Consider the following 15,216-nt stretch of genomic DNA (forward strand, 5'->3'; position numbering starts at 1 on the left):
TCAGGAAACAAAAGAATGCTTGAAATCAAGAACCTGCACGCCCGCATCGTCGATGACGGCACCGAAATCATCCGCGGCCTGAACCTGACGGTGAAAGCCGGCGAGGTCGCCGCGATCATGGGCCCGAACGGCTCGGGCAAATCGACGTTGTCCTACATCCTCGCCGGCCGCGAGGACTATGAGGTGACCGAAGGCGACATCCTGTACAATGGCCAGTCGATCCTCGAAATGGATCCGGCCGAGCGCGCGACGTCGGGCATCTTCCTCGCTTTCCAGTATCCGATGGAGATACCGGGCGTGGCGACCATGGAATTCCTGAAAGTGGCCATGAACGAGCAGCGCAAGGCGCGCGGCGAGGAGCCCCTGAAGATCCCGGAATTCCTGAAGCGCGTGAAGGAAGCCGCCGCCTCGCTCAGCATGGACATGGCTATGCTGAAGCGGCCGCTCAACGTCGGCTTCTCCGGCGGCGAAAAGAAGCGCGCCGAGATCCTGCAGATGAAGCTGCTGGAGCCAAAACTATGCGTGCTCGACGAGACCGATTCCGGCCTCGATATCGACGCGCTCAAGATCGTTTCCGACGGCGTCAACGCTTTGCGCGCGCCGGACCGTGCTTTCCTGGTCATCACCCACTATCAGCGCCTGCTCGAACACATCGTGCCCGACAGCGTGCACGTGCTCTACAAGGGCCAGGTCATCAAGTCCGGCGACAAGTCGCTGGCGCTCGACCTCGAAGCCAACGGCTATGCCGGCGTGATCGGCGAAGCCGCGTGAGATGCCAGAAGGCAAGGTCAAACTGATGAATATGCACACACAACCGCAGCGGACACCGGCCGAAACCGCGTTGATCGACGCGTTCGGCGACCGGTTGTCGCTGCTGCCGGGCGACGGCGCGGTGATGCTGAAGCGCGACGACGCGATCGAGGCGATCAAGCACGGCCTGCCGACGCGGCGTATCGAATCCTGGCACTACACGGACCTGCGCCGGCTGTTGAATGTGGTGCCGGACTTCGACCCGGCCGCAGCGGCAAAAGCCGTTGCGCCGATCGTCGAAGGCTCCGCGGTGTTGGCGATCCTGAACGGCAAGTCCGACGCGAAGACGCCTGATATCGAAGGCGTCACCGTCCAGCGCCTGTCGGAAAAGCTGATTGATGGCAGCATTGCGCCGGGCCTCGACCCCTATGGCAGTGACGATGCGATCGGTGCGCTGAACACCGCCTTCGTTGCCGACGGCTATTTTGTCGACATCGCCGATGGCGCGGAACTCGAAAAGCCGATCGAACTGCAGAATGTGCAGGCCGGCGGCCAGACCCATGTGCGTCTGCCGGTGCGTGTCGGTGCCGGGGCCAAGGCGGTCATCGTCGAGCGTCAGGCGGGAGACGGGGCTGCACTGGTCAGTTCGGTCAGCCAGCTTGTGCTGGGTGAGGGTGCCGAGGTGACGTGGCTGATCGTCCAGGAACAGCCGGAGACGGCGACCCATCTGGCGCAGTTCAAGGCCCATATTGGCAAGAATGCCAAGCTGACGCTGTTCGTGATGAACGCCGGCGGCAAGCTTGTGCGCCAGGAGGTCATGGTCAGGACGACGGGCGAAGGCGCAGATTTCAAGCTGCGCGGCATCAACCTGCTGGCCGGCGATACCCACAGCGACGTGACGATGGTGCTCGACCACGCTGTGCCGCACACGACCTCGACCGAGATCATCCGCAACGTGGTGACGGGCAAGGCGCGCGGCGTCTTCCAGGGCCGTATCAACGTCCACCAATATGCGCAGAAGACCAACGCCAAGATGGCTTGCAACACGTTGCTCCTGTCTGACGATGGCGAGTTCTCGACCAAGCCGGAGCTCGAAATCTTCGCCGACGACGTCGTCTGCGGCCATGGCGCGACCGTCACCGAGATCGACCATGACCATCTGTTCTACCTGATGGCGCGCGGCGTCGACGAGAAGTCGGCCCGTGGCCTGCTGGTCAAGGCGTTCGTCGCCGAGGTGATCGAGGAACTGGATGACGAGGCGATCGTCGAGGCGCTGGAAGCAAGACTGGACGATTGGTTTTTGACGCACGGGTGAAATGATGAACGCTCCAGGCAAGATCGGAGATTTCTACGACGTCGAGGCGATCCGTCGCGACTTCCCGATCCTGTCGCGGGAAGTCTACGGCAAGAAGCTGGTCTATCTCGACAATGGCGCCTCGGCGCAGAAGCCGCAGGTGGTGCTGGATACGATCCAGCACGCCTATTCGCAGGAGTATGCCAACGTCCACCGCGGCCTGCATTTCCTGTCCAACGCGGCGACCGACGCTTATGAAAAAGCGCGCGAGACTGTACGCCGCTTCCTGAATGCACCGAGCACCGACAACATCGTTTTCACCTCGAACACGACCTCGGCGATCAACACGGTCGCCTATGGCTATGGCATGCCCAATATCGGCGAGGGCGACGAGATCGTGCTGTCGATCATGGAGCACCACTCCAACATCGTTCCCTGGCATTTCATCCGCGAGCGGCAAGGAGCCAAACTGGTCTGGGTGCCGGTCGACGATCTCGGCGTCTTCCATATCGAGGAATTCGAGAAGCGGCTGACTGACCGCACCAAGCTCGTCGCCATCACCCAGATGTCGAATGCGCTGGGCACGGTGACGCCGATCAAGGAGATCGTGCGCATCGCGCATGCGCGAGGCATTCCCGTACTCGTCGACGGCAGCCAGAGCGCCGTGCATATGCCAATCGACGTGCAGGATCTCGACTGTGACTTCTTCGTCTTCACCGGCCACAAGGTCTACGGTCCCTCGGGCATCGGCGTGCTCTACGGCAAGAAGGACATTCTCGCCGGCATGCGGCCCTTCATGGGCGGCGGCGAGATGATCGAGGAGGTGACGGAGGACATTGTCACCTACAACGAGCCGCCGCATCGCTTCGAGGCCGGCACGCCGCCGATCGTCCAGGCGATCGGGCTGGGTGCTGCCCTCGACTACATGGAAAAGATCGGCCGCGAGCGCATTGCTGCACATGAGGAAGACCTCAAGACTTACGCGCATGAGCGGCTGCGCGCCATCAACTCGCTGCGCATCTTCGGCGACGCGCCGGGCAAGGGCGCCATCATCTCGTTCGAACTGCAAGGCATTCATGCCCATGACGTGTCGATGGTGATAGACAGGCAGGGCGTTGCAGTGCGGGCAGGCACCCATTGTGCCCAGCCGCTGTTGAAACGCTTTGGCGTAACCTCCACATGCAGGGCATCGTTCGGCATGTATAATACCAGGGCCGAAGTCGACGCTTTGGCCGAGGCGCTTGAAAAAGCGCGAAAGTTCTTTGGGTGATGACGACCATGGACGATGTGAGCACGACCGCAGAGACCGCACCGGAGCCGGCTGCAAATGGCATCGTATCGGCCTCGGCTATTCCCGCCGACGAACTGGCGCGGCTGACCGACGATATCGTCTCGGCGCTGAAGACGGTCTATGATCCGGAAATCCCGGCCGACATCTATGAGCTTGGCCTCGTCTACAAGATCGACATAGAGGACGACCGCTCGGTCAAGATCGACATGACACTGACCGCACCAGGCTGCCCGGTCGCCGGCGAGATGCCTGGCTGGGTGGAGAACGCCGTCGGCGCCGTCGAAGGCGTGTCCGGCGTCGAGGTCAACATGACCTTCGACCCGCCCTGGTCGCCCGACCGCATGTCGGAAGAGGCACAGGTGGCGGTGGGCTGGTACTAGTGTCGGAACCGGTACACTTGCGCCAGTGGTAAAACTTCACCATTTTAGGTGAGGAATCATTCGGCAGGCCTTGAACCTGCATGGAATGGAGAAGGAAAGAGAATGGGACGCTTCGCCGTCATCACGATGACCGAAAAGGCCGCCGACCGGGTGCGCGAGATCGTCGCTACCCGTGAGAATGCGCATGGCATTCGCCTCGGCATCAAGAAGGGCGGCTGCGCCGGCATGGAATACACGGTCGATCTGGTGACCGAGCCCAATACCAAGGACGACCACATCGAGCGCGACGGCGCCCATGTCTATGTCGCGCCGGAGGCAGCCCTTTTCCTGTTCGGCACCGAGATGGATTTCGAGCAGACGACGCTGCGCACCGGCTTCACCTTCCACAACCCCAACCAGAGTTCGGCCTGCGGCTGCGGTGAGTCCGTCGAACTGAAGCCGGCTGATCTCAAGGCGCTGGCAGAGGCACGCGCCTCGGCCTGATCTTCCTTCGCCCAGTTTACGGCGCGAAGAACACTACTCCACCCACATACCCGTCCGCTTGTGCCAGTCGGCGATCGACTCTTCCGGATAGACATCGAATACCTTGTCGCCCTTGCCGACCGCGGGCTCGACCCAGTTCGCCTTGTATTTCAGCATCAGATGCACCTTTTCAGGCGGTTTCGGCAGGTCGCTGTCGATCGCCGAGGCGAAGGGATGCACCAGTTCCGGCCAGGTCGGATCGTAGAGCCAGAGCGCCGACCCGCATTTGCGGCAGAAATTGCGTTCGCCGGTCGAAACCTCGCAATGGGGATGCTCGTCGTCCTCGATCTCGGCACGGTAGACGCCAATGCTCCTCTTGCCCCTGATGTTCAGCGTTTCGTAGTCGGCGCCGAGATTGATGGCGAAACCGCCGCCGCCCTGCTGCTTGCGGCAGATCGAGCAGTAGCAGAGCATGAATGGCACGGGCGTGTGGCTTTCCACCTCGAAACGCACGGCGTTGCAGCGGCAGGATCCCTTGAGCAGAAGCGGCATGACAAAACCTCCGACGGAATAATCTCAACCTGTCAGCATGATCTTGGTTGCGCGATGACAATGTCAAATGCCGGTGACATGATCGCGGCATGGACAATGAACGCATCGCCGAACTGTTTGCCGGCCTCGGCCCGGTCAGCATCCGCAGGCTGTTCGGCGGCAAGGGCATCTATTTCGACGGCGTTATCGTCGCCATCGTGCTGCGCGGCGAATTGCTGCTGAAGGCCGACGAGCAAAGCGCGCCCGAGTTCGAAGCCGAGGGCTGCAAGCAATGGACCTATACAGGCTCGCGCCACGGCAAGCTGGTCGCAATGCCCTATTGGAGTATTCCCGACAGTGCCTTTGACGATCCGGACGAGATGACGGTGTGGGCACGCCGCGCCTATGAGGCTGGAAGGCGCGCCGGCAAATAGCCGTGCGAACCTACAGCGCCTTTGCTATCTTGGCCGCCAGCCTTGCATTGTTTTCGACCAGCGCGATGTTGGTCTTCAGGCTGCGGCCGCCGGTGAGCTCCAGGATCTTTGACAGCAGGAACGGCGTCACTGCCTTGCCGGTCACGTTGAGCGCCTCGGCGGCTTTCTGTGCGGCCTCGATATAGCCGGCCATCTCCTCGGTCGGGATTTCATCGCTCTGCGGCACCGGGTTGGCGATCAGCATGCCACCGCCGAGCCCAAGCGCAGCCCGGGTCTGGTAGAAATGCGCGATGTCTTCCGGCTTGTACAAGGTGAGAGGCGCGCGGAACGGTGACTGCCGCGACCAGAAGGCGGGCATGGTCTCGCAGCCATGGCCGACGACAGGCACGCCACGCGTCTCCAGCACTTCCAGCGTTTTTTCGATATCGAGAATGGCCTTGGCGCCGGCCGAGACGACGATGACCGGTGTGCGCGCCAACTCATCGAGGTCGGCCGAAATATCGAAACTCTTTTCCGCGCCCTTGTGCACGCCGCCAATGCCGCCGGTGGCGAACACTTTTATCCCGACCATATGGGCGGCGATCATGGTCGCGGCGACCGTGGTGCCTCCGGTGCGCCCTTGCGCGACGGCGAATCCGAGGTCGGCGCGCGATAGCTTCATGGCGTCACCGGTCATGGCCAGTGATTCGCGTTCGCCGTCGGAAAGGCCGATCTTGATGCGGCCGCCAATCACGGCGATCGTTGCCGGCACGGCACCTCCGTCGCTGATGATCTTCTCGACATCGGCCGCCATGGCGCCATTGTCGGGGTAGGGCATGCCATGGGTGATGATGGTGCTTTCCAGCGCCACCACCGGCCGGCCGGCGGTCAGGGCTTGCGCCACCGGCGCGTGGATATCGATGAAGGGGCGTGCGGTCTCTGGCGTCATCTCTAATCTCCAACCGGTGTGCGTGCATCCATCAAGACGCGCGGCGGCACTCCGGTATTATGAATTTGCCGGTCTCATGCCACTTCCTGCACATCGGGCACAAGGGCCAGCGCTTCCACGAAGGCCGCCGCGGTAAAATCGGGAACGGCGTCGGCGCTCTCGATGGCCAGCGTTGCCGCCGCGACTCCTTCCCGCAATGCCGCCCGCAAGGGCATGCCGCGCAGCAAGGCGGCGACCGTTGCCCCCGCCAGCGCATCTCCCGCGCCGGTGACGTCCACAACCTTCCTCGGGGCCGGCGGCATGATGGCAAACATGCCGTCACGATCGAAACCCAGCACCGGGCCGCTGCCCGCCGTGACCACCGCGCTAGTGAGGCCGGCGCGCTTCAAACCGTCAACGATGCCCCGCTGGGAAGCCCCGCCGTCCAGGCCTGCCAGCGCGAGGGCCTCGCGCTGGTTCATGAAGACGACGGCCAGATTGCCGAGCACCGGCTTCAGGCGCACGATCTTGGCCGGCGAAATGGCAATGGCGAATATGGGCTTGCCGGCGGCAAGCAAAACCAGTCGCTCCAGTGCCGCCGATGGCAGATTGGCGTCACACAGGATGGCGTCGGCGGCCAAGATCGCCTCTCGCACCTTGGATCGGCGGATCTGCTTGGGAAACGCCAGGTCGTACAGCGCCATGTCGGCAAAGCCGACGATCAACTCGCCTTCGCGATCGATCAACGCGGTATAGCTCGGTGTCGTGCGGTCAAGGAACACCGCTGACAGATCGGCAATCCCTGCCTTCGCTATGGCGCGTGAAACGGTGTCGCCCGCCGCATCGCCGCCCCGCATCGAAAGCAGCGAAGCGGAGATGCCGCGCAGCACTGTGCTGCGCAGCGCGTTGAAGACGCCGCCGCCGACATCCTCGCGCATCGTGCCGGGGTTGGACGCGGCCGGCACGTAGAGGCCGGACACCTGGCCGCGCCGGTCGATATGGGCCCCGCCCACGGCCAGTATCTTTGCGGATTTCACCATGGCGGCGATATGACCTTTGTTGTTGCAGCCGCACAAGCGCTAGGCTGCGCGGCAGAGCTTCGCATGCAAGGCAGCGATTCGGCAGGCCAGGACAACGGCGTCGGCTGGTCTAATGGGAGGCAGGTTGCTGTCGCGCTTTCTGGGACGAAAAAAGAACAAACCCGGATATCGTTTATTTTTCAAAAGGTTGTTGCCTCTTGCCAAATGAGAACAAAAAAGGTACAAAATGCCAGGGATTACGGATTGTCCGGCCTTCATTGACGACCAAGGGGTGATGTATCATGGCTCAGAATTCTTTGCGGCTTGTAGAGGATAAGGCAGTGGACAAATCAAAGGCTCTGGATGCGGCGCTGTCGCAAATCGAGCGGGCTTTCGGCAAGGGCTCGATCATGCGGCTCGGCGCGAATGAGCAGGTCGTCGAGATCGAAACGGTACCGACCGGGTCGCTTGGCCTCGACATCGCGCTTGGTGTCGGTGGCCTGCCGCGCGGCCGCATCATCGAAATCTACGGGCCGGAAAGCTCGGGCAAGACGACGCTGGCGCTGCATACGGTGGCCGAAGCCCAGAAGAAGGGCGGCATCTGCGCCTTCGTCGACGCCGAACATGCGCTCGATCCGGTCTATGCCCGCAAGCTCGGTGTCGATCTTGAAAACCTGCTGATCTCGCAGCCTGACACTGGCGAGCAGGCGCTGGAGATCTGCGACACGCTGGTGCGTTCCGGCGCCATCGACGTGCTGGTGGTCGATTCGGTCGCGGCGCTGACGCCGCGTGCTGAAATCGAGGGCGAGATGGGCGATTCGCTGCCGGGCCTGCAGGCCCGCCTGATGAGCCAGGCGCTGCGCAAGCTGACCGCTTCGATCTCGCGCTCCAACACCATGGTCATCTTCATCAACCAGATCCGCATGAAGATCGGCGTCATGTTCGGTTCGCCCGAAACCACGACCGGCGGCAACGCGCTGAAATTCTACGCGTCGGTGCGCCTCGACATCCGCCGCATCGGCTCGGTCAAGGACCGCGACGAGGTCGTCGGCAACCAGACCCGCGTCAAGGTGGTCAAGAACAAGTTGGCGCCGCCCTTCAAGGTGGTCGAGTTCGACATCATGTATGGCGAGGGCGTGTCCAAGACCGGCGAGCTGGTCGACCTCGGCGTCAAGGCCGGCGTGGTCGAGAAGTCGGGTGCCTGGTTCTCCTACAATTCGCAGCGTCTCGGCCAGGGCCGCGAAAATGCAAAACTGTTCCTGCGCGACAATCCCGATACCGCGCGCGAGATCGAACTGGCGCTGAGACAGAATGCCGGGCTGATCGCCGAGAAATTCCTCGAGAATGGTGGCTCCGAGGGCAATGGCGACGACGGTTTTGAGGACGAAGCCGGCGCGATGTAGGGCAATTGCCGGAGTTCGGCCATAATCCCGGTCCATGATCTGAAGCTTAAGTAACTGAGTTCTGTAGTATCGCGTTCAAAACCGCCGGCCTTCGCGCCGGCGGTTTTCGTTTTTGGATAGCGCGGACGGCTGGCAAGCTCGTGGATTGGCCCAATTCCGTGTTTCTGGACAGGCTGGGGCGTGCCCGCTAAAAGGCCAAATCTATTTCTGGAAAGCAGAGACCAGTTTCCGCCGGCCGCGCCGGCGGTTTTCGCGAAAAGGCAGCAGTCATGAGTGGCGTGAACGAGATCCGGTCGACATTTCTCGACTATTTCCGCAAGGAGGGCCACGAGGTCGTCGCCTCGAGCCCACTCGTGCCGCGCAACGATCCGACATTGATGTTCACCAATGCCGGCATGGTGCAGTTCAAGAACGTCTTCACCGGCCTGGAGAAGCGGTCCTATTCGCGTGCCACCACTGCCCAGAAGAGCGTTCGCGCCGGCGGCAAGCACAACGACCTCGACAATGTCGGCTACACCGCGCGTCATCTGACCTTCTTCGAGATGCTCGGCAACTTTTCCTTCGGCGACTATTTCAAGGAGCGCGCCATCGAGCTTGCCTGGAACCTGATCACCAGGGAGTTCGGGCTGAAGAAGGACAAGCTGCTGGTCACCGTCTACCACACGGATGATGAGGCGGCGGGCTTCTGGAAGAAGATCGCCGGTTTCTCGGACGATCGCATCATCCGCATCCCGACCTCGGACAATTTCTGGGCGATGGGCGACACCGGTCCTTGCGGGCCGTGCTCGGAAATCTTCATCGATCGTGGCGAGCACATCTGGGGTGGTCCTCCCGGCAGCCCGGAAGAGGATGGCGACCGCTTCCTCGAATTCTGGAACCTGGTGTTCATGCAGTATGAGCAGGTGACGAAGGAGGAGCGCATCGACCTGCCGCGTCCGTCGATCGACACCGGCATGGGCCTGGAGCGCATGGCGTCCATCCTGCAGGGCGTGGAGAGCGTTTTCGAGACCGACCTGTTCCGGCATCTGATCGATGCGGCGGCGTCCGCGCTTGGGCGCGCGCCGGATGCCGAAACGGTGGCGTCCTACCGCGTCATTGCCGATCATTTGCGCTCGTCCTCCTTCCTAGTCGCCGACGGCGTGCTGCCGTCGAACGAAGGCCGTGGTTATGTGCTGCGCCGCATCATGCGCCGCGCCATGCGCCACGCGCAGTTGCTCGGCGCGAACGAGCCGCTGATGTGGAAGCTGGTGCCGGCCCTGGTGCGCGAGATGGGCCAGGCCTATCCCGAATTGTTGCGCGGCGAACAGCTGATTACCGAGACGCTGAAGCTCGAGGAGACGCGCTTCCGCAAGACGCTGGTGCGCGGCCTCGGCCTGCTCTCCGAGGCGACGGAAACGCTGCATGCCGGCGACATGCTGGATGGCGAGACGGCCTTCAAGCTCTACGACACCTACGGCTTCCCGCTCGACCTGACGCAGGACGCGCTGCGCCAGCGCAGCATCTCGGTCGATCTTGCCGGCTTCACCAATGCGATGGAGCAGCAGAAGGCCGAGGCGCGCAAGCATTGGACCGGATCCGGCGAGGCCGCCACCGAGACGGTGTGGTTCTCGGTGCGCGAAAAGACCGGTGCCACCGAATTCCTCGGTTACGAGACTGAAGCTGCGGAAGGCCTCATCCAAGCGCTGGTCCGGGACGGCAAGACCGTCGACAGCGCCGGCAAGGGTGACGCGGTCGCGGTGGTCGTCAACCAGACGCCATTCTATGGCGAGTCCGGCGGCCAGATGGGCGATACCGGCGTCATCTCGGGCGAAGGCTTCTCGATCGAGATCTCGGACACGCAGAAGAAGGCGGATGGGCTGTTCGTGCATCTGGGCAAGGTGGCGAGCGGCACGGTCAAGACGGGCGCCGCCGTTGAGCTCAAGGTCGACCATAACAGGCGCTCCAGGCTGCGCGCCAACCACTCCGCCACGCACCTGATCCATGAGGCGCTGCGCGAGGTGCTGGGCACCCATGTCGCGCAGAAGGGCTCGCTGGTCGCGCCGGAGCGCCTGCGCTTCGATATCTCGCACAACAAGCCGATCTCGGCCGAGGAACTCGAAGAGGTCGAGCGCATGGCCAACGAAATCGTCGTGCAGAACGGCCCGGTGACCACGCGCCTGATGTCGGTCGACGACGCCATTGCGGAGGGTGCCATGGCGCTGTTCGGCGAGAAGTATGGCGATGAAGTGCGCGTCGTGTCGATGGGCACCGGGCTGCACGGCGCCAAGGCCAACCGGCCCTATTCGGTCGAACTCTGCGGCGGCACCCATGTCAGGGCAACCGGAGATATCGGCCTGGTGCGTGTCGTTTCCGACAGCGCGGTTGCCGCCGGCGTGCGCCGCATTGAGGCGCTGACCGGCGAAGCGGCCAGAAAACATCTCGATGAGCAGGATCGGCGTCTGAAGACGGCGGCAGCCGTGCTGAAAATCTCGCCCGCCGACGTGCCGGCGCGCGTCGAGGCTTTGCTTGAGGAGCGCAAGAAGCTCGAGAAGGAACTCACGGAAGCGCGCAAGAAGCTGGCGCTGGGTGGCGGTGCCGCGGCCGGCGCGCCTTTGGAGAACGAGACCGTCGCGGGCATAGGCTTCCTCGGCAAGGCGGTATCGGGCGTGTCGCCGAAGGACCTGAAGCCGCTGGCGGATGCCGGCAAGACATCGCTCGGCTCCGGCGTCGTCGTCTTCGTCGGCGCCGGCGAGGACAACAAGGCAAGCGTCGTCGTTGCTGTCACCGACGATCTGTTAAGTCGCTTCAGCGCCGTCGACCTGGTCCGCGTGGCCTCCGCCGCACTGGGCGGGCAGGGCGGTGGCGGGCGGCCAGACATGGCCCAGGCCGGTGGCCCGGATGCCTCGAAGGCCAATGATGCGATCGCGGCGGTCAGGGCGGCACTCGAAGCCGCCTGAAAGCCGAGACATGAAAATTCTCGTCCTCGGCGGCTATGGTTTGATCGGGGACGCCGTCATTGGCCGTTTGCTTCGCGACGGTCATCATGTGACCGGTCTCGGTCGCGATGTCGGGGATGCCGGTCGGCGTCGGCCGGCGGTTCGCTGGATCGCAGCGGACATGTCGAAACTGCTTGCCGCTGAAGACTGGCTGTCGATGGTTGCGGGCATGGGCGCGGTCGTCAACGCCGCGGGCGCCTTGCAGGACGGCCCACGCGACCGCCTCGACGCCATTCATCGCGGCTCGGTGGTAGCGCTGGTGGCGGCCTGCGAGCAGGCCGGCGTGCGCCGTTTTGTGCAGATCTCGGCGATCGGTGCCGACCCTGCCTCATCGGATGCTTTCTTCAGCACCAAGGCGGAAGGCGACAAGGCCGTCACAGGCTCTTCGCTAGAGTGGACGATCTTGCGACCGGGCCTGGTGATCGCACCGGCCGCTTATGGCGGGACCGCACTTTTGCGCGCCCTCGCGGCCTTTCCCGTTTTTGTCCCTGCCGTCATGGCGCGCCAGCCGATCCAGACTGTGTCGGTAACGGACGTCGCCGAGGCAGTCTCGCGCGCGGTTGCCGGATCTCTGCCGCCGCGCCTTGCGATCGATCTCGTTGAAACCGAGGCCCGATCGCTCACTGATGTTCTCTCAACCTTTCGGGCATGGCTTGGCCTGCCGCCGGCCCGCGTCGTGCGGATGCCGGCTATTGTCGGCCGGCTTGCCGCCGTCATTGCGGACGGCCTTGGCCTGCTTGGTTGGCGATCGCCTTTGCGCAGCGCAGCCCTTGTCGCGCTGGCGCGTGGCGTGACCGGCAATGCCGGACTCTGGAACGATGTAAGCGGCCATCCGCTTCAGCCTCTGGAAGCGACGCTGGCCGCCATGCCTGCCCACGTCCAGGAGCGATGGTTCGCCCGCCTCTGGCTGCTGAAACCAGTCGTGTTCGGCGTGCTCTCGCTGTTCTGGCTGGTTTCCGGCATCGTCGGCCTGGCTCGACAGGATGCGGCGGCCGACATTCTGGTCTCTCATGGCCTGTCGCCCGCCTTCGCGCTCGGACTGGTTCTTGCTGGAAGCATTGCGGACATCGTTGTCGGAGCCGCTGTCCTGATGCGGCCCTCGGCGCGCCTCGCGCTGATGGGGATGCTTGCCATCACCTTGGCCTATGTTGGCGCGGCAACCGCGCTTGCGCCCGATCTGTGGCTCGATCCGCTAGGTGCAATGGTCAAGGCGGTACCCGCGCTTTGCCTTGTCCTGGTGGCGCTGGCAATTTTGGACGAGCGATGAGCCTCTGGGCCGACACTTTGCGCTGGGCGCATATCATCGGCGCCACGGTTCTCTTCGGCACCGGCGCCGGCATCGCCTTCTTCATGCTCATGGCGCAACGCACCGGCCGCGCCGACCTCGTCGCCCATGTCGCGGGCACGGTCGTCATCGCCGATGCCATTTTTACGGCAACCGCCGTCATTGTGCAGCCGATCACCGGCGTGCTGCTGGCGCGGGCCATAGGCTGGCCGCTGTCCGAAGGCTGGATTGTGCTGTCCCTGCTGCTGTATGTCGTGACCGGCCTGTTCTGGCTGCCGGTGGTCTGGATTCAGATTCGCATCCGCAACCTGGCGCGGCAGGCGGCCATCGAAAACGTGCCGCTGCCGCCTGAGGAAAGGCGTCTGTTCCGCATCTGGTTTGTGTGCGGCTTCCCGGCTTTTGCCACCGTGCTTGCCATCCTGTGGCTGATGGCCACCAAGCCCGAGATAGGGTTTTAGTCCTTCGCCTTAGCTCGTCTGGCGGGCCGCTCAAACTGCCTTTTCGGTCCTGGCGAAGCTCGCTCGGGCGGTGATGCGCGCATACCAGTCCTCGATGTCCGCGAACCGTGCCAGCAAATCTTGCCCTTCGGCAACCTTGACGAAATAGGCAATGGCCGGTGCGGCATGCAGGTCTGCCAGCGTCAACTGGTCGCCGAGCAGCCAAGGTCCGTTCGCCTTGAGCGAGGTCAGCACTTTCAGCACCGTCTGTGCCTGGCTCAGGCCGCCAGCGATCAGCCTCTCATCCGGTTCTGCCTTTTCCAGCCGCTCGACGGCGACGTCCCAAACCATGGCGCGGTAGCCATAGGCGTCGAGCATGCCTGTCATCTGGCCCATCCTTGCGCGGCCGCGCGCGTCGGCGGGCTGCAGCGCCGGGCCGTCGAAAGCCTCGTCGACATAGCGCGAGATCGCATTCGTCTCGAAGAGCCGAAACCCGTCATGCTCGAAGGCCGGGATGCGGCCGAACGGGTGATGCTCCAGATACCAGGCCGGGATGCCGTCGGCGGCGAAGATATCGAGCGGCACGAGTTCGTAGTCGACGCCTTTCTCCTCCAGCGTCATTCGCGCGATGCGCACATAGACACTGTAGTCCGCGCCGTAGAGGATTGGCTTGGGCATGCTGCCGGCCCTTCGTCGCTTTCATCGGCCCAAAAAACGAAGGCTCCTTTCGGAGCCTTCGGCGTGTGGAGCTGCGAGTACTTACGCCATCGCCTTCTGCAAATTCTCGTCGATCTTGTCGAGGAAGCCAGTGGTCGAGAGCCAGGGCTGGTCCGGGCCGATCAAGAGCGACAGGTCCTTGGTCATGAAGCCGCTCTCGACCGTCTGGATGCAAACCTTTTCCAGTGTCTCGGCAAAGCGCTTCAACTCGGCATTGTCGTCGAGCTTGGCGCGGTGCGCGAGGCCGCGCGTCCAGGCGAAGATCGATGCGATCGAATTGGTCGAGGTTTCCTCGCCCTTCTGGTGCTGGCGATAGTGGCGGGTGACGGTGCCGTGCGCGGCTTCCGCTTCCACCGTCTTGCCGTCCGGCGTCATCAGCACCGAGGTCATCAGGCCGAGCGAGCCGAAGCCTTGCGCCACCGTGTCGGATTGCACGTCGCCGTCATAGTTCTTGCAGGCCCAGACATAGCCGCCCGACCATTTCAGGCTGGAGGCCACCATGTCGTCGATCAGCCGGTGCTCGTACCACAGCTTCTTCGACTTGAACTCGGCCTCGAATTCAGCCTCGTAGACCTCCTGGAAGATGTCCTTGAAGCGGCCGTCATAGGCCTTGAGGATGGTGTTCTTGGTCGAGAGATAGACCGGATAGTTGCGCAGCAGGCCGTAATTCAGCGAGGCGCGGGCGAATTCGCGGATCGACTCGTCGAGATTGTACATGGCCATGGCGACACCGGCGCCGGGCGCATCGAACACGTCGTGCTCGATCACCTGGCCGTCCTCGCCGACGAACTTGATCGTCAGCTTGCCCTTGCCGGGGAAGCGGAAATCGGTGGCGCGGTATTGGTCGCCGAAGGCGTGACGGCCGACGATGATCGGCTTGGTCCAGCCGGGCACCAGGCGCGGCACGTTCTTCATGATGATCGGCTCGCGGAAGATGGTGCCGCCGAGGATATTGCGGATGGTGCCGTTCGGCGACTTCCACATCTTCTTCAGCTTGAATTCCTCGACGCGCTGTTCGTCGGGGGTGATCGTCGCGCATTTCACGCCGACGCCGTACTTCTTGATGGCGTTGGCCGAATCGATCGTTACCTGGTCGTTGGTGGCGTCGCGGTGCTCGATGCCTAGGTCGTAATATTCGAGCTTCAGGTCGAGATAAGGGTGGATCAGCTTGTCCTTGATGAACTGCCAGATGATGCGGGTCATCTCGTCGCCGTCGAGTTCGACGACCGGGTTCGCCACCTTGATCTTCGCCATGGAAAGAGTGCCTCGTTGCTGGGATATGGGACGGCCTTGCCCGCGTGGCGTTCGGCCGGGAGATGCCGCCCGTATAT

Annotated in this window: 16 protein-coding genes; 11 read left to right on the top strand and 5 right to left on the bottom strand. The window is 63.1% G+C overall.

All coding sequences use genetic code 11. The features are described 5' to 3' along the window. The first annotated feature begins 15 nt into the window (after nucleotides 1-15). The 5 genes from sufC to sufA all read left to right on the top strand — a co-directional run bounded on the left by sufC (nucleotide 16) and on the right by sufA (nucleotide 4,198). Nucleotides 16-771, top strand: a complete 756-nt coding sequence (sufC, locus tag AC1VON_RS19035; protein WP_015318168.1) for a Fe-S cluster assembly ATPase SufC — start codon at nucleotides 16-18, stop codon at nucleotides 769-771. Nucleotides 772-796: 25 nt separating this feature from the next. Continuing rightward, nucleotides 797-2,065, top strand: a complete 1,269-nt coding sequence (gene sufD, locus AC1VON_RS19040) for a Fe-S cluster assembly protein SufD (protein ID WP_483124526.1) — start codon at nucleotides 797-799, stop codon at nucleotides 2,063-2,065. A gap of 4 nt (nucleotides 2,066-2,069) precedes the next feature. Next, complete coding sequence (locus tag AC1VON_RS19045; protein ID WP_172350818.1) at nucleotides 2,070-3,314, top strand: cysteine desulfurase; 1,245 nt, start codon at nucleotides 2,070-2,072, stop codon at nucleotides 3,312-3,314. Next, a complete protein-coding gene (locus AC1VON_RS19050; RefSeq protein WP_172350817.1) occupies nucleotides 3,314-3,715 on the top strand; it encodes an SUF system Fe-S cluster assembly protein in 402 nt (133 codons plus the stop codon). The genes AC1VON_RS19045 and AC1VON_RS19050 overlap by 1 nt, the downstream gene beginning before the upstream one ends. A 102-nt stretch (nucleotides 3,716-3,817) precedes the next feature. Then, the gene (sufA, locus tag AC1VON_RS19055; protein ID WP_013895897.1) at nucleotides 3,818-4,198 is read left to right on the top strand and encodes a Fe-S cluster assembly scaffold SufA; all 381 of its coding nucleotides are present in this window, start codon (nucleotides 3,818-3,820) and stop codon (nucleotides 4,196-4,198) included. 33 nt (nucleotides 4,199-4,231) lie between these two features. Here the strand turns inward: sufA and AC1VON_RS19060 are convergent, their stop codons facing one another. Further along, on the bottom strand, nucleotides 4,232-4,729 hold the full coding sequence (locus AC1VON_RS19060; RefSeq protein ID WP_172350816.1) for a GFA family protein: 498 nt from the start codon (nucleotides 4,727-4,729) through the stop codon (nucleotides 4,232-4,234). An 89-nt stretch (nucleotides 4,730-4,818) separates the two neighbouring features. Between AC1VON_RS19060 and AC1VON_RS19065 the strand changes: the two genes are divergently transcribed. Then, nucleotides 4,819-5,142, top strand: coding sequence for a TfoX/Sxy family protein (locus AC1VON_RS19065; protein ID WP_172350815.1), 324 nt, complete (start codon nucleotides 4,819-4,821; stop codon nucleotides 5,140-5,142). Nucleotides 5,143-5,152: 10 nt separating this feature from the next. Here the strand turns inward: AC1VON_RS19065 and AC1VON_RS19070 are convergent, their stop codons facing one another. Both AC1VON_RS19070 and AC1VON_RS19075 read right to left on the bottom strand, forming a co-directional pair. Further along, complete coding sequence (locus AC1VON_RS19070) at nucleotides 5,153-6,070, bottom strand: pseudouridine-5'-phosphate glycosidase (RefSeq protein WP_483124527.1); 918 nt, start codon at nucleotides 6,068-6,070, stop codon at nucleotides 5,153-5,155. A gap of 74 nt (nucleotides 6,071-6,144) precedes the next feature. Beyond that, entirely contained in the window at nucleotides 6,145-7,089 is a 945-nt protein-coding gene (locus tag AC1VON_RS19075; protein WP_483124528.1) for a carbohydrate kinase family protein, read from the bottom strand. Nucleotides 7,090-7,098: 9 nt separating this feature from the next. Between AC1VON_RS19075 and AC1VON_RS19080 the strand changes: the two genes are divergently transcribed. The 5 genes from AC1VON_RS19080 to AC1VON_RS19100 all read left to right on the top strand — a co-directional run bounded on the left by AC1VON_RS19080 (nucleotide 7,099) and on the right by AC1VON_RS19100 (nucleotide 13,189). Continuing rightward, nucleotides 7,099-7,350: a hypothetical protein gene (locus AC1VON_RS19080; RefSeq protein WP_483124529.1), complete on the top strand. Its 252-nt coding sequence runs from the start codon at nucleotides 7,099-7,101 to the stop codon at nucleotides 7,348-7,350. Nucleotides 7,351-7,370: 20 nt separating this feature from the next. Beyond that, the gene (recA, locus tag AC1VON_RS19085) at nucleotides 7,371-8,471 is read left to right on the top strand and encodes a recombinase RecA (protein WP_013895892.1); all 1,101 of its coding nucleotides are present in this window, start codon (nucleotides 7,371-7,373) and stop codon (nucleotides 8,469-8,471) included. 269 nt (nucleotides 8,472-8,740) lie between these two features. Continuing rightward, nucleotides 8,741-11,407: an alanine--tRNA ligase gene (gene alaS, locus AC1VON_RS19090; protein WP_483124530.1), complete on the top strand. Its 2,667-nt coding sequence runs from the start codon at nucleotides 8,741-8,743 to the stop codon at nucleotides 11,405-11,407. 10 nt (nucleotides 11,408-11,417) lie between these two features. Further along, a complete protein-coding gene (locus AC1VON_RS19095) occupies nucleotides 11,418-12,713 on the top strand; it encodes an SDR family oxidoreductase (RefSeq protein ID WP_483124531.1) in 1,296 nt (431 codons plus the stop codon). Further along, entirely contained in the window at nucleotides 12,710-13,189 is a 480-nt protein-coding gene (locus tag AC1VON_RS19100) for a DUF2269 family protein (protein ID WP_483124532.1), read from the top strand. The genes AC1VON_RS19095 and AC1VON_RS19100 overlap by 4 nt, the downstream gene beginning before the upstream one ends. A gap of 30 nt (nucleotides 13,190-13,219) precedes the next feature. Here AC1VON_RS19100 and AC1VON_RS19105 read toward each other — a convergent pair whose 3' ends face one another. Together AC1VON_RS19105 and AC1VON_RS19110 are read right to left on the bottom strand one after the other, a co-directional pair. After that, entirely contained in the window at nucleotides 13,220-13,846 is a 627-nt protein-coding gene (locus AC1VON_RS19105; protein ID WP_483124533.1) for a glutathione S-transferase family protein, read from the bottom strand. Nucleotides 13,847-13,927: 81 nt separating this feature from the next. Next, nucleotides 13,928-15,139, bottom strand: a complete 1,212-nt coding sequence (locus tag AC1VON_RS19110) for an NADP-dependent isocitrate dehydrogenase (RefSeq protein ID WP_172350807.1) — start codon at nucleotides 15,137-15,139, stop codon at nucleotides 13,928-13,930. Nucleotides 15,140-15,216: the final 77 nt, after the last annotated feature.

This window comes from Mesorhizobium sp. HAY1-8B (assembly GCF_056868045.1).

Bases quoted from the DNA above. Each gene is read 5' to 3' on its own strand.
- AC1VON_RS19075 (WP_483124528.1), bottom strand. From the start codon at position 7,089: ATGGTGAAATCCGCAAAGATACTGGCCGTGGGCGGGGCCCATATCGAC.
- sufC (WP_015318168.1), top strand. From the start codon at position 16: ATGCTTGAAATCAAGAACCTGCACGCCCGCATCGTCGATGACGGCACC.
- sufD (WP_483124526.1), top strand. From the start codon at position 797: ATGAATATGCACACACAACCGCAGCGGACACCGGCCGAAACCGCGTTG.
- AC1VON_RS19045 (WP_172350818.1), top strand. From the start codon at position 2,070: ATGAACGCTCCAGGCAAGATCGGAGATTTCTACGACGTCGAGGCGATC.
- AC1VON_RS19070 (WP_483124527.1), bottom strand. From the start codon at position 6,070: ATGACGCCAGAGACCGCACGCCCCTTCATCGATATCCACGCGCCGGTG.
- recA (WP_013895892.1), top strand. From the start codon at position 7,371: ATGGCTCAGAATTCTTTGCGGCTTGTAGAGGATAAGGCAGTGGACAAA.
- AC1VON_RS19105 (WP_483124533.1), bottom strand. From the start codon at position 13,846: ATGCCCAAGCCAATCCTCTACGGCGCGGACTACAGTGTCTATGTGCGC.
- AC1VON_RS19110 (WP_172350807.1), bottom strand. From the start codon at position 15,139: ATGGCGAAGATCAAGGTGGCGAACCCGGTCGTCGAACTCGACGGCGAC.
- sufA (WP_013895897.1), top strand. From the start codon at position 3,818: ATGGGACGCTTCGCCGTCATCACGATGACCGAAAAGGCCGCCGACCGG.
- AC1VON_RS19050 (WP_172350817.1), top strand. From the start codon at position 3,314: ATGACGACCATGGACGATGTGAGCACGACCGCAGAGACCGCACCGGAG.
- AC1VON_RS19080 (WP_483124529.1), top strand. From the start codon at position 7,099: ATGACCTTTGTTGTTGCAGCCGCACAAGCGCTAGGCTGCGCGGCAGAG.
- AC1VON_RS19095 (WP_483124531.1), top strand. From the start codon at position 11,418: ATGAAAATTCTCGTCCTCGGCGGCTATGGTTTGATCGGGGACGCCGTC.
- alaS (WP_483124530.1), top strand. From the start codon at position 8,741: ATGAGTGGCGTGAACGAGATCCGGTCGACATTTCTCGACTATTTCCGC.
- AC1VON_RS19060 (WP_172350816.1), bottom strand. From the start codon at position 4,729: ATGCCGCTTCTGCTCAAGGGATCCTGCCGCTGCAACGCCGTGCGTTTC.
- AC1VON_RS19100 (WP_483124532.1), top strand. From the start codon at position 12,710: ATGAGCCTCTGGGCCGACACTTTGCGCTGGGCGCATATCATCGGCGCC.
- AC1VON_RS19065 (WP_172350815.1), top strand. From the start codon at position 4,819: ATGGACAATGAACGCATCGCCGAACTGTTTGCCGGCCTCGGCCCGGTC.